General features: G+C 47.2%; 13 protein-coding genes. 9 read left to right on the plus strand and 4 right to left on the minus strand.

Annotated elements, in window-relative coordinates; translation table 11 throughout:
* The first annotated feature begins 176 nt into the window (after nt 1-176).
* Nucleotides 177-719, plus strand: a complete 543-nt coding sequence (locus tag OXG10_02900) for a hypothetical protein (protein ID MCY3826319.1) — start codon at nt 177-179, stop codon at nt 717-719.
* A 140-nt stretch (nt 720-859) separates the two neighbouring features.
* On the opposite strand, the gene OXG10_02905 is transcribed toward OXG10_02900, so the two are convergent.
* The gene (locus OXG10_02905; protein MCY3826320.1) at nt 860-1,180 is read right to left on the minus strand and encodes a hypothetical protein; all 321 of its coding nucleotides are present in this window, start codon (nt 1,178-1,180) and stop codon (nt 860-862) included.
* A 285-nt stretch (nt 1,181-1,465) separates the two neighbouring features.
* Here OXG10_02905 and OXG10_02910 point away from each other — a divergent pair, with 285 nt between their 5' ends.
* The gene (locus OXG10_02910) at nt 1,466-3,367 is read left to right on the plus strand and encodes a BamA/TamA family outer membrane protein (GenBank protein ID MCY3826321.1); all 1,902 of its coding nucleotides are present in this window, start codon (nt 1,466-1,468) and stop codon (nt 3,365-3,367) included.
* Here OXG10_02910 and OXG10_02915 read toward each other — a convergent pair.
* Nucleotides 3,364-4,560, minus strand: a complete 1,197-nt coding sequence (locus OXG10_02915; GenBank protein MCY3826322.1) for an aminotransferase class I/II-fold pyridoxal phosphate-dependent enzyme — start codon at nt 4,558-4,560, stop codon at nt 3,364-3,366. The two genes, OXG10_02910 and OXG10_02915, sit on opposite strands and share 4 nt — an antisense overlap.
* 131 nt (nt 4,561-4,691) lie before the next feature.
* Between OXG10_02915 and OXG10_02920 the strand changes: the two genes are divergently transcribed.
* The 6 genes from OXG10_02920 to OXG10_02945 all read left to right on the plus strand — a co-directional run bounded on the left by OXG10_02920 (nt 4,692) and on the right by OXG10_02945 (nt 9,783).
* Nucleotides 4,692-5,357 carry a septal ring lytic transglycosylase RlpA family protein gene (locus OXG10_02920; GenBank protein ID MCY3826323.1) on the plus strand — a complete coding sequence of 222 codons (666 nt, stop codon included), beginning with the start codon at nt 4,692-4,694 and terminating at the stop codon, nt 5,355-5,357.
* A 37-nt stretch (nt 5,358-5,394) separates the two neighbouring features.
* On the plus strand, nt 5,395-6,195 hold the full coding sequence (gene panB / locus OXG10_02925; protein ID MCY3826324.1) for a 3-methyl-2-oxobutanoate hydroxymethyltransferase: 801 nt from the start codon (nt 5,395-5,397) through the stop codon (nt 6,193-6,195).
* Nucleotides 6,188-7,045: a pantoate--beta-alanine ligase gene (gene panC / locus OXG10_02930; GenBank protein MCY3826325.1), complete on the plus strand. Its 858-nt coding sequence runs from the start codon at nt 6,188-6,190 to the stop codon at nt 7,043-7,045. Before panB ends, panC begins: the two co-directional genes overlap by 8 nt.
* A 10-nt stretch (nt 7,046-7,055) precedes the next feature.
* On the plus strand, nt 7,056-7,448 hold the full coding sequence (locus OXG10_02935) for an aspartate 1-decarboxylase (GenBank protein MCY3826326.1): 393 nt from the start codon (nt 7,056-7,058) through the stop codon (nt 7,446-7,448).
* Between the two features lie 196 nt (nt 7,449-7,644).
* Nucleotides 7,645-8,427: a phosphocholine cytidylyltransferase family protein gene (locus tag OXG10_02940; GenBank protein MCY3826327.1), complete on the plus strand. Its 783-nt coding sequence runs from the start codon at nt 7,645-7,647 to the stop codon at nt 8,425-8,427.
* Between the two features lie 6 nt (nt 8,428-8,433).
* Nucleotides 8,434-9,783: a CDP-alcohol phosphatidyltransferase family protein gene (locus OXG10_02945; GenBank protein MCY3826328.1), complete on the plus strand. Its 1,350-nt coding sequence runs from the start codon at nt 8,434-8,436 to the stop codon at nt 9,781-9,783.
* Nucleotides 9,784-9,944: 161 nt separating this feature from the next.
* On the opposite strand, the gene OXG10_02950 is transcribed toward OXG10_02945, so the two are convergent.
* The gene (locus OXG10_02950) at nt 9,945-11,501 is read right to left on the minus strand and encodes a sodium-dependent transporter (GenBank protein MCY3826329.1); all 1,557 of its coding nucleotides are present in this window, start codon (nt 11,499-11,501) and stop codon (nt 9,945-9,947) included.
* 164 nt (nt 11,502-11,665) lie between these two features.
* Between OXG10_02950 and OXG10_02955 the strand changes: the two genes are divergently transcribed.
* On the plus strand, nt 11,666-12,124 hold the full coding sequence (locus OXG10_02955; protein MCY3826330.1) for a TraR/DksA C4-type zinc finger protein: 459 nt from the start codon (nt 11,666-11,668) through the stop codon (nt 12,122-12,124).
* Here OXG10_02955 and mtnA read toward each other — a convergent pair.
* A partial coding sequence (gene mtnA / locus OXG10_02960) for an S-methyl-5-thioribose-1-phosphate isomerase (GenBank protein MCY3826331.1) occupies nt 12,118-13,158 on the minus strand: 1,041 nt, incomplete at its 5' end. The two genes, OXG10_02955 and mtnA, sit on opposite strands and share 7 nt — an antisense overlap.

Here is a 13,158-nt window from a genome sequence, read left to right on the forward strand (position 1 = left end):
TCACCGTGCTGCGTTTAACAAGCTTGTATAAAACAGTTAGAATCACAGGTCCCAAAGTATACCACGGGTTTAAGCGATTTATATCACGGGAAAACCTTATGCATTGCGCGAGAATTTGGCTGACGCTTATTTTTTCAGTTTGCTTCTTCTTTCCCTTTCATCTTGAGGGAAGCCAAGTGAATCTCAGGACTCCTCACGGTTTTGAATTCGGGATTTCTAAAAAAGACGCACTTAATCTGATCGAATCTTCCAAACTCAAGGTTATTTCTGACCGCGAGTACTCAAACGATCTACGAAAAGTCGTTCTGGACGGTTCCTTGTCCGGAGTTGCTCTTGACCCGCCGCCCGACCATGAAACCCGGCTTGAATTTTATAAAGACAATCTTATGTCAAGTTCCATCTTATTCAGTTTTGAGGATGAGAACCGTTTTGCATTCGCAAAAAGCGAACTTGTCGGTGATCTCGCTAATATTCTCGGCGACGCTTTCGAGCGGGAGAAAATGTTCTCTTACGAGGTTCTGTCGTGGAATCTTTCGGACACAGTAGTACTCGCAAACGTGAACTCTAAAAAAAGAACAATAGAAATTGAATATATTCATAAACCTGTTCTGGAAAAAAAGACGGCGAAGGATCTGCGCCGCAAACGCAGGGAGGATCCAGGAGATCCTGCCAGGCAGATGTTTATTGATAGTAACTTTTCAGCGCAGAAAAAGCGCTAGCCCGCAAAAACAATGGTTTTTCCCTTGGGTCTTGCGACCTGCCGCGAGTAAAAAAACCGGATTAGTTGAATTTGAGAGCGCGTCTATACTGACACAGCACGAGAAAGCGACGCGGTCCTCCCTATTTTTCTTTTTGCGTTTTACGAAGGTCTTCCGTAAAGATTCAGAAGTGTTCCTATGTGGAAAGCCAGGGCTACGTATATACCGCAGAGAAAAAGCTTCTGATAGTCGGCAAGGTACTTGTTTACTAGGAATATAAGCGAGAGAAGCAGCAAGAACCACCCTATGGTTTCCAAAATTAGATGCGCAAGCCTCTGTACCGGCACTTCAGAACTCCCGCTGGCCCTTGATCTGAAAACCTCCGGTAACTGCATGAAAACAAGAGAGAAGAAAGTCCCCAGTATATATGTACCGGCGAAAAATCCGACCAGAACAAACAGAATGAGCAACAAAAGCTCCATGGTTAAACGACCTCGGTAAAAATAATATCATATTGCCGTATTATTATGTATAAGCGGTCTTGTTTTTTTCCGCTATACATGCGAATTGTTGCTTCTTAGGCGGTGTGGGCCCGGCAATTTTGTCAATTGTCTCTTGGTCCGGAATCGCTATGCATGTGGTTTTACGCGTACGGACGGTTATCGTTGACTCTTGTACAATTAAAGTGTCTACGTCTGTTTCTAACCTGTCGGTTTTTTCGGTTTGTTCTTGTTAAAGTCGGTTTGTCCTTGTTAACATTAATGGAAATGGATAGCCCTATATCTTCTTTTTCTGACCGCAACTATAGCAGCAACTTCCCGCGCGAATTCCTTTGCATACCTCAAAGCGTCGCTCTTTTGCTTTCGGGACTTTTTCTTCTCGTGCTTTTTCCCTTGGCTTTGGATGTTAGAGCCGAGGAAGCGGAGAAGGACGAAACGGTTTTTATCTCCGGGATCAAGATAAAGGGGCTAGAAGACATAGAACTCGAGAGAATAAAGGACTCCATGATAACTCCTTTTCCCTTAAGGAGGCCTTGGAGAAAACGTCCGGAATTCAACGAGCAGTTCCTTGAGGACGATATAAAAAGAATAGAGCAGGTTCTCAGGGAATATGGTTATTACGGTTCCACGGTAACCCATACCTTAGATTTCCGGGATGGAAACCGAAAAGTGGATATAGAAATAAGGGTGGAGCAAGGGGACCCTGTAATAGTGAAGACTTTGAACATAGCAGTTCTTGGTAACCACCCGGACGATTACGTCTCCGATGTCGCCGAGGGAATCCTCTTGGAAGAGGGGAAACCTTTTTCCCAGATAAGCTACCAGAAGTCAAAAGTCCTTATCACGGAGTTGTTTTCCGATAGGGGTTATCCTCTGGCGGATGTAAAATCCGAAGCGATTGTGAGCCTGAGGAGCAGAGAGGTTAATGTTGAATTCACCATCGATCCGGGACAGGAATATTATTTCGGCGACGTGATATTCAGGGGAAATTCCGATATTGCCACCAGACTTCTCGAGCGGGAGATAGAGTACGAGCAAGGGGACCTGTTTTCTCTCAAAGAGACTCAGAAATCGCGGGCGAACATTTTTGAAACCGGACTTTTCAATTCCGTTATAGTGGATACTGAATACGACGAGCGGAACTTCGAGGTTCGGACTATATACAGCGTTACTGAAAGGAAACTCGGAACGATAAAGCTTGGAGTTGGATACGCCACGGAGGACAATCTAAGGGCACAGTTATCTTGGAGCCAGAGGAATTTTTTCGACGGCGGAAGGACCCTGCAGGTTACTTCCAGTTATTCATCCCTGACACGGGGTTTACTGGCCAGACTTGATCAGCCTCACTTAGTCGGCAGAAATTCCAGTCTTGCTTTTTTGCTTGACGTGAGAAGGGATGATTTCCCGGGCTATGAGGGCTTGAGTTTCGATTTCAACAGTACTTTGTCCAAGGAGTTTTTTGATTATCTCACACTTTTCAGTTCCCTGAACGTCGTATTTGCGGATATAGATTCTCAGGTGGTAAGAACGCCGATTGAGAGTGCCCGCGACAGCGTCTTCCTGACGGTTGTTGATCTGGGAGTTGAGTATGACCTGACCGACAGCCTTATAAATCCTACCAGTGGAATGCGGCTGTTTTTCTTCATGGAAAGACCGATTCAGACCACTAGCTCCGCCCGCACCGATTACCTGAAGTTTCTGGCCGAGTTAAGATACTACAAGAGTGTTTCCGGGATCGTTCTGGGAAAAAGGGCGACGATTGGAAATATAAGCACACTTGGGGGGACTGACCCGCTTGACGTGCCGATCTTCAAAAGGTTCTTCGCCGGAGGCAGTGCAAGCATGAGGGGTTATTCATTTCAGCATCTGAGTCCGCTTAATTCGGATCGGGATCCTCTTGGGGGCAACTCTATGATCATTGGCAACGCTGAAGCCCGCTTCGGGCTTTTTAACAAGCTTGGAGCGGTAATTTTCTTCGATTACGGAAATGTTTATTCAAAAAGTTTCGGTTTCAGTGCTTCCAACCTGAAGTACGCAGCCGGTGCCGGATTGAGATACCATACGATTATCGGGCCGGTCAGGGCGGATTTCGGCTATCTTCTAAACCCCGAGGATGAGGAAAGAGACGACAGATTCAAGATTTTTATAAGCATAGGGCAGGCTTTTTAGTAGCCGTGGGCGTCCTGAAGAAGCTTCCTAACTCCCCTTGCCGCCTGAGTTATCCTGTTTTCGTTCTCAACAAGCGCAAGTCTTACGAACCCTTCTCCGTAGTTTCCGAATCCCACTCCGGGGGATACGGCGACTTTTGATTTCTCTATAAGAAGTTTCGAGAATTCAAGCGACCCCATTTCCGCAAACTCTTCAGGTATCTGTGCCCATACGAACATGGTGGCTTTCGGTTTTGGGATTTCCCATCCGGCCCTTGCGAATGATTCGATCAGTTTGTCTCTTCTGGACCTGTAGGTTTCCCTTATGCGCTCTACAGGTTCCTGAGGTCCGTTGAGAGCGGTAATTGCGGCTATCTGGATCGGCTGGAATATTCCGTAGTCAAGGTAACTTTTTATCCTTTTGAGCGCGGAAACGATTTCTGGATTTCCCACCATGAAGCCTACTCTCCAGCCGGGCATGCTGTAGGTTTTGGAAAGTGAATAGAATTCCACCGCAACGTCTTTGGCTCCCTTTACCTGCATTATGCTCGGGGCCTTGTATCCGTCGTAACACAGTTCTGCGTAAACCAGATCATGCACTACTATAAGACCCGTTTCATGTGCCAGATCACAGACTTTCTCGAAGAAATCAAGGTCCATGACTTGTGTTGTCGGGTTGTTGGGGAATGAAAGGATAAGTACTTTGGGTTTTGGCCACACTTCCTTTATCGCTTTTTCTATTGACTGTATCAAGTCTTCTTTCTTCCCCATGGGACAACTGTGAGTGTCTCCTCTTGCTATGATTACGGAGTAGCTATGTATCGGGTAGGAGGGATTTGGAACTATCGCCATATCTCCTGGGGAGAGTATGGAGACCATTAAATGCGATATGCCTTCTTTTGATCCTATCGTGACGACAGCTTCAGAATCCGGGTCAAGGTCAACATCGTAATTTCTTCTGTACCAGTCGGTTATGGCCAGACGAAGTTTGGGCAGTCCGGCGGAAGCGGAGTATCTGTGGTTTCTGGGTTCACTTACTGCCTCGCGCAGTTTCTCCACTATGTGGTCCGGCGTTGCCTGATCAGGATTCCCCATGCCGAGGTCGATTATATCCTCTCCTCTGGCGCGCGCTTTGTGTTTAAGTTCGTTGACTACGCCTAGCACGTAAGGGGGAAGTCGGTTTATCAGGGAAAAATTATAATCCGGCCGGTTCATCGTATCTGCCTGTTTTTTGGTGGCACTATTTTATTATAACCGCTCATAAACTCAAGACTGCGGGCGGTAAAACGGGTATTTCCGGCATGTCGGTGTCTGCGAGGGAATCCGTTATGGTAAAATAGAACCTTATGATCTGGGTCAGATTCGCCGTTTTGATTGCGTTTTTTGCGGTCGGTTGCTCTTTTTCTTCAGGTTCCCCGAAGTGGGAAAGTCGGGATTTTCAGCGGCCCAGATCGACGGATACCGTACAGTACGGCAAGGCTTCCTGGTACGGGGACAAGGAACATGGCAAGAGGTCCGCAAGTGGCGAGGTATTCAATAGAAATGCCTATACCGCGGCGCACAAGGAGCTTCCTTTTGGTACCGTCGTGCGTGTTACCAATCGCGAGAATGGCAGGCAGGTAAGGGTCAGGATAAATGACAGGGGTCCTTACATAGGGGGCAGGGTGATAGATCTCTCATACGCGGCCGCGAAATCCATCGGACTTGTTAAAAGCGGTGTTGCGGAGGTGAAAATAGAAGTGCTGTCGACGCCCTCTGAAAGGTCAGAAAGCCTTTTTGTCTCCCTCTACACAGTCCAAGCCGGCTCTTTTCGAAGCAAGGCGGCGGCCAATGAACTCAAAAGAAAGCTCTCGCGTGTCACGGATGAGGATGTGAGGGTGGAATCTTTTGCCTTTGAGGGGGATACTTATTACAGGGTGAGGGTTGGCAGATTCAAGAAAAGGAAAGACGCCGAGATGCTTCGCGTAGTTTTGAGGAAGCGGGGATACTCAGCCAGAATATACGTTGAGTGATCCCCTTGCGGTTTCGAAAAAGAAATAGAGTCGAATAATGAAGAAGCTGAGAACAACTGATTTTCGTAAGATGAAGGAGCAGGGTGAGAAAATCGCCATGATAACGGCGTACGATGCTACCATTGCCGCGATAGTGGACGCAGCGGGAGTAGATGTGGTTCTGGTTGGGGATTCTCTAGGCAATGTGGTTCAGGGTCTTGAAGATACGCTTTCCGTTACGCTGGATGAAATGATTTATCACACGAAGATTGTTTCAAGAGGCGTGAACCGGGCTCATCTGTGCACGGATATGCCCTTTCTTTCCTATCAGAAATCTCCCGAAGATGCTATAGAGAGCGCCGGAAGACTTTTAAAGGAAGGGAGGGCTGAGTCGGTTAAGCTTGAGGTAAATGATGCATACGTCGATACCGTGTACCGCATCCAGAAAGCCGGGATTCCCGTTGTTGCTCATATAGGGCTTTGTCCGCAGTCTGTTCACGTAATGGGTGGTTACAAGGTACAGGGAAGTCTGCCGGGCGAGCGCGAAACGCTTTTGGGTCTCGCCAAGTCCTGTGAACAGGCGGGCGCTTTCATGGTGGTTATCGAAAGCGTTTTGTCTGAGGTGGCCAGAGATGTTACCAAGAGTCTAGGAATACCGACAGTTGGGATAGGGTCCGGGGGGGATTGCGACGGACAGGTGCTTGTTGTAAACGACATGATCGGCCTGACGCCGGAGCCACTCCCCAAGTTCGTCAAGAAATACGCGAAGGTTGCAAAGACAATCTCCGATTCAACAAAAAAATACGTGAAAGAGGTAAAAAAAGGGACTTTTCCTTCACAGGAGCAGTCTTATGGATAGTGCGGGGGTGCTTTCTGTGCTCAACTGCCCTTCCGACATGAAGAGTATTTCCGATGCTTGCAGGAAAGCGGGCAAGAAACTCGGCTTTGTTCCCACTATGGGGGCCCTGCACACAGGGCATATTACACTCGTGGAGGAATCGGTTAGAAGGGCGGACGTTACAGTCGCAAGTGTTTTTGTTAACCCCACGCAGTTCGGACCCGGTGAGGACTTTGATCGTTACGAAAGGGACTACGAAGGCGACGTGGAAAAACTCGCGCGTTGCGGCGTTAACTATCTGTTTTATCCGGATATAAGCGATATTTATCCTGACGGCTTTCAGACCACGGTTTCTGTGGGAAACCTTGGGGACTGCCTCTGCGGTCCTTTCAGGCCGGGGCATTTTGACGGGGTAGCGACGGTTGTGCTTAAGCTGTTTAACATTGTCCGTCCGGATTTTGCGGTGTTTGGAAGAAAGGACTACCAGCAGCTTAAGATTGTTCAGAAGATGGTACGGGATTTTGATATGGACATCGAGATAGTGGAAATGCCTATAGTACGGGAACCTGACGGACTTGCCATGAGTTCAAGAAACGCTTACCTCAGCGCGGAGCAGAGAATCAGGGCGGCTTCGGTGAGCAAAGCCCTGCGAGAGATCGGAAAGAAGTTCAAAAGCGGTTGCGATGACTGCAAAATTCTGCTTGCCGAGGCAGATAGGGTATTGCGTATGGCTCAAATTAATGATATTGATTATATTGAGATAAGAGACCCTGAAACCCTAGAGCTCCGGCACAGAGCCGTGGAGGGTGACTTGGTGGCGTTGGCTGTGAGGCTGGACGATACCAGGCTTATCGATAATATTGTGCTTTAAGAGGTTGGTAATGCAGAGAGTACTTCTTAAATCCAAACTACACAGAGTTACGGTAACTGATGCCGAGTTGGATTATGAAGGGAGTCTTACGCTTGATAGAAATCTCATGGACGCGGCGGATCTGTTTCCCTATGAAGAGGTTCACATTTTCAATCTGACCAATGGCCACCGTTTTTCAACCTACGTGATTGAAGGCGCGAGAGGTTCGAACATAGTTTGTGTAAACGGTGCGGCGGCGCATCTTGCGAGAAAAGGCGATTGCTTGATAATAGCGGATTTTGCAATCTATGATGAAGAACAGAGCCAAACACACAGACCCAAGCTTATATACGTTGATGAGATGAACAATATAATCAGCATAAAATCTGGAATTAACGGTCTTAAACTTGCGACCGATGGGTGACTTCCCTCTGTTTCAGCCAAAACCCGCGTAAGACTTGCGGATTAAAGCCCTGTTTGACATACCTAGCTCCTATAGTTACATTAGCTCCCGGAGGATGTTGAAGAATAAGGCGTTATTCCTCATGTTTTTCGCCGGGGTTATCGTCTGCTTTTCTTGATTCCGCGGGTGTATGATTTCTATTTAAAAAATCTGACTTATGAAAGCTATAATACTTGCAGCGGGTAGGGGAACTAGACTATATCCCTACACTCACGACAAGCCCAAGTGTCTTCTTGATATTGGGAATATATCCATACTTGAACACCAGATAAACCTTATAAGGGACTGCGGCATAAACGAAGTTGTGATCGTCGTGGGTTTTGGTTTTGAGAGAGTGGAGGATTTCCTAAGGAATTATGATGGCCTGGGAATGAGAATCAACACCCTTTACAACCCTTTCTATCAATCTACAAACAGCCTTGTGTCTCTCTGGATAGCCAGGAGCGAATTTGACGAAGATTTAGTGGTCATGAACGGAGACGATGTGTACGAGATAGGTGTTCTGGACAAGGCGCTTGCAGTCAGGGATGAAAAAATCTGTCTTCCCATAAAAAAGAGATCTCGATATGAAAGGGAGGACATGAAAGTTGTTGTCAACGACAGCAGAATCACAAAGATAAGCAAGGAGATATCAAACGCCGAGACCTCCGCCGAATCAGTCGGCATAAGAGTGTTCAGGGATACGGGTGTTGAACTGCTCAAGAGGGCGGTTGAGGAAGAGATGAGGAATCCCGATGCCGAAGGCAAATGGTACATTTCCTCAATACACAGGCTTATAAGCAAGGGGTATAAAATCAAGCCCCTCGATATAGGCGAACTTTACTGGATGGATGTCGACTGTCCACTAGATCTTTTCAGGGCGAGAAAACAGGCTGACAGATTCTTGAAAAAGGAATACCGTGCCCCAAGTCTTCTGAGAGTTGTTGACTCCTACGAATAATCTGCCATGAAAGACGCTATTGTACTTTGTTCTGGCACAGGAACAAATGGCGAGGATCTATCCAAATTCCCAAGCAAATCGATAGCGCAAGTCCCTCAACTCAAAAGAATTATAATAAATTGTCAACGTGCCGGAACTGAGCAGTTTCATATAATTACCGACAACGCGGGTCTTCTAAAAAACCTTCTTATTGATGACCCGAGAATCACATCGGATATAAACTGGGTCCCACCTGGAGGGTCGCTGTCGATAAATTCGGGCAGGGTTCTTATTTTAGAATCCTCTCTGGTTGTCACGAACTCCAATTCCCTTGAAAAATTCGTTCGTGATTCATCTGATTGCCGCGAGGATGAGTTTTCTGTGCTTGTTCAGCAGGACGCTGATCCTGTTGTTGGCATGGACAGGGAAACCGGTTACGTAACCAAGTATTTCGGTGGAGGAAGCAGCGTCTTTGGCGCTTTCTCCGTAAACTTCACAGAAGTCCCATCTGTGCTTTCGGCTGCCGGGCTCAATACTTGGCTTGGTGACGAGGCCACCCGGAACCGTATGAGAATCTTCAGTGCCGACAGTGGGTACTGGTATCGCCTTTCGGATACCAAAGAATCCCGAAAAGAAGCGGAAAGAATCATTTTTTCTCACGTAGGTAAAACGGCTACCGGATGGATAGCCAGAAATATAAACGGCCGGATGTCTCTTCCTTTGAGCAAGCTCCTGATAAGAACATCTCTTACGCCTAACGCTGTTAGCGTTCTGATTAACCTGATAGGGGTGCTCTGCGGGCCGCTTTACGCCCTTGGTCATCCGGTGCTCGGTGCTCTTTTCATGCAGGCGGCAACTGTTTTGGACAGGTGTGACGGAGAAGTTGCGAGAATAAAGCTTATGGAGACAAAAAAAGGGCAGTGGGTTGATACCATAAGTGACCAGTTCACGGTGCTTTCCTTCCTGATCGGAGTTCCTGTTGGATATTATCTTCAGACCGGAAGCACCGTTGCGGTGATCCTCGGAAGCTATAATATCATCATCTTCATCCTGTTTCTTATATGGTCGTTTTACTTTCTGATAAAGTACACGGATTCCGGCAGCCTAGTTGCGTACTTTGAAGTCGACAAGCATATCAATCCCGAGGAACTTTCCCTCCTAAGGAAACTGCTTGCCCGTCTTCGCTTTTTGGGGAGGAGAAATTATTATTCGGCCGGATTAGTTCTCATAGCTATAATCGGAGGAAACTCCCTAGTTCTTTTCGCTACGTCTTTTACTCTTACCCTCTTTTTGATACACCAGCTTGAAGACGTTATAAGAATTCTCCGTATCGGAAAACCCAAGGAAGTTCTTCAAAAAGAAACGGAACAGGGCTAAGCCGGCAACACCTGCTGGTTGCCAAACAGGGTCGCGGAACATCTTAAGATGCTACCGCGGCAGCTACTTGGGGTTTCTGTGGAATTTTATCAGGCAGAAAGAGAGAAGACTCAAGACGCTTGCCCAAGAGATAAACATGAAGAGTGCAGCGGCGAAATCCATTATCTTTCCCTCCTACCGGCAATATAAACCATAGCTAAAAGGAAAACAAACAACCCTGCAATATAAAGCCTAGCAAACCAGATATTCCAGCTAGTCTCTCCGATTATCGAAGGCAGACTGCTGTATCCCCACCACGACATGAGAATCAGAAGGAAAAACGGCGTCAGATATTTTAGGATGTAGTAAAAAACCCGCGGCGCCTTTATAAATCCCCCCGAGTTTATTTCATTCCAAGCTTTATCGGCCCCGAATACCCACATGAACATTACAATTTCAATGAATCCGAATACGACGAGCATTATGGTGCCGGCCCAGAAATCCCATTCGTCAAGGACCTGGCTTATCAGTATCACCGGCAGCACGCTTACAATTATTATCAGCATAGTGTATACGACAGCTCTTTCTCTCGAGATGCCGAACTCATCCTGAAGGAAGGTTACTACGGGATATGCTATAGCTACGGACGAGGTCATGCCGGCGAAAAACAGGAGAAAAAACCACAAGAATCCGAAGATTCTGCCCGCCTCAACTCCTCCTAGGCTTCCCGAAATGCTGCTGAACACTGCGGGGAGGCTTACGAATCCCAAGCTGAATGCACCTGATTGCGCTACGGTGACCACACTTGCGACTCCGAAGAACGCCACTGCAGCCGGAATGGCTATCGAGCCCCCGAGAATCACCTCCACTGTCTCGTTAAGAGTTGCTGAAGTCAGGCCGCTTAGGGTTACGTCATCATCGATCTTTATGTAGGATGCGTACGCAACTATTGCTCCGAAAGCCAGACTCAGCGTAAAGAAAATCTGCCCGGCCGCCGCTATCCATACTTTCGGGTTCTTAAGGGCTTCAAAGTCGGGATTCCAGAGAAAGTTAAGCCCCTCTATCGCGGTTCCGTAATCAGTCTTGAGCGTCAGAGTTTTTACTACGAGTATTATCGCCAGGACAAACAGCATGGGGAGGGCATACTTGACGAATATCTCTATGCCTCCCGATATTCCTCTTAGCATGATGTAGAAATTTGCACTGATTGTGATTACAAAGGCGGTAATAGCCATCTTGGAAGGGGTGAGGAACACCCCGTCTCCCGCACCGAGATAATCGGCAAGAAAGCTGCTGTAGGGTTTTACGTACTCCGCGGCGTTTGAAACCGACCCCGGATCGAGACTGGGATTGCTTCCTAGGAGAAAATGCAGAGCGTATCCCAAGGTCCAGGATTCAATGTAAACGTAGTAAATTGTTACGACAAGGGGTATCCAGAGTCCTATAACGCCAAGGGTTCTGGAAATGGGGCTTTTCCAGAAAAGATTGAATATTGCAGGGGTTGTTCCGTGCCCGCGAGACCCTCCATACCTTCCCATTCCCCATTCCATCCACATGATCGGAATCCCTATCAGGATAAATGCTATGAAATAGGGGATCATAAAAGCGCCGCCGCCGTTTTCCGCGGCCTGCGTTGGAAATCTAAGAAAGTTGCCGAGGCCTATGGCGTTGCCCGCCATGGCTAATATAAGGCCTGTCTTGGTCGCCCAGGCATCCCTATTGTTAGAGCCTTTTTTCATCTCGGAAGGGTCACAATTAAGAAAGCTATATTATCACCGAGGCGGGGAATATGACAAGATAATAGTCCCCAATTGCTGACAACAACTGGTATTGACAAAAGGAATAATAATTTTATCTTAATTCACCCTAAAAATTTTAGACTTTGATTACCGGAGGAGTCAACATGCCCAGAGTAAAAAAGGAGAAACCTGAAAAAAAGACCTTGAAGGAAAGTTCTTCTGCGGCGACCGGAACAAAAGCTAAGTCGAGGAGAACCAACCCCAGAAAATATACAAAGAAGTTCCTTAACCAGATGACTGCCATGCTTAAAGAGATGAGAAAGGAACTACTTAAAGATGTAACCCGATCAATGAAAGAGGAATCGGATCATCTGCGTTTCAATGTCGGAGATTTTTATGATCACGCATCCGAAGACAGGCAGAGAGAACTTGCCCTTACTCTTTCGAACAGGGAGCGCAGCAAACTGCATCAGATAGATGATGCTCTAAAGAGGATTGAAAACGGGGAATATGGTTTCTGCGAGGTTACAGGGGAAAAAATAGGCGAAGAGAGGCTGATGGTCATGCCCTTTACGAAACTGAGCGTCGAAGCCCAAGAGGAAATCGAAAGGGGAAATTACTGATCTTTCTTTTTAAGTCTGCCGAGAGATTTAGTATAGGGTTTTTTAAACAGTCCGACTTCAGTTATCAGGCATTCGATATTTTCGGCCGGTGTAATGTCAAAAGCGGGATTGATTGCGGTTACTTCCGCACTTATTCTTTTCCCGTCTATGTGCGTTACTTCTTCGGGTTCCCTTTGCTCAATTATAATGTCCTCTCCGCTTAAGCATTCGGTATCTATGGTTGAAGTGGGGGCCGCTACGTAAAAGGGAATGCCGTGATGCTTGGCCAGGACGGAGAGGGAATAGGTTCCTATCTTGTTTGCCGTATCTCCATTTGAAGCTACCCTGTCAGCCCCGACCACGACTGAATTCACTATCCCCTTACTCATCAGATGCCCGGCCATGCTGTCGGTTATCAAACGGACCGGGATTCCATCCCGCTCAAGCTCCCACGTAGTGAGCCTCGCTCCTTGGAGGACAGGTCTTGTCTCTGATGATATTACGCTTATATTCTTGCCTTGGTTAAAGGCTGACCTTATTACCCCTAGAGCTGTTCCATAACCGGCGGTGGCGAGTCCTCCGGCGTTGCAGTGCGTGAGTATGACAGAGTTTTCTCTTATGAGTTTGGATCCGTTTTCCCCGATCTGCATGCATGTCTCAATGTCTTCTTTCTGTATATTGATCGCCTCGGTTATGAGAAGGTTTTTTATCTCTTCAATTTCTTTGCCTCTGCACTTGGAAATCAGTCTGTTCATTCTGGCGATGGCCCAAAACAGATTTACGGCTGTCGGTCGCGTCAGGGCCAGATGATCCGATATGGCTTTCAAGCGCTCTTCGAAATTTTCATAGGAGCAATCGTTTCCGATACCCGCGGCTCCGAGAGCCATTCCCATGGCGGCCGCTATTCCTATCGCCGGGGCTCCCCTGATAACCAGTTTCCTTATACATTCGGCCACCTCTTCAAAAGTAGTGCATTCAACGTAGACTTCCTCTCCCGGAAGCTTTCTCTGGTCGATCATTAAGACCCTGTCGTCTTTCCATTCTATAGTTTTAAA

It is taken from the genome of Candidatus Dadabacteria bacterium (genome assembly GCA_026706695.1).
Taxonomy (GTDB): Bacteria; Desulfobacterota_D; UBA1144; order Nemesobacterales; family Nemesobacteraceae; genus Nemesobacter.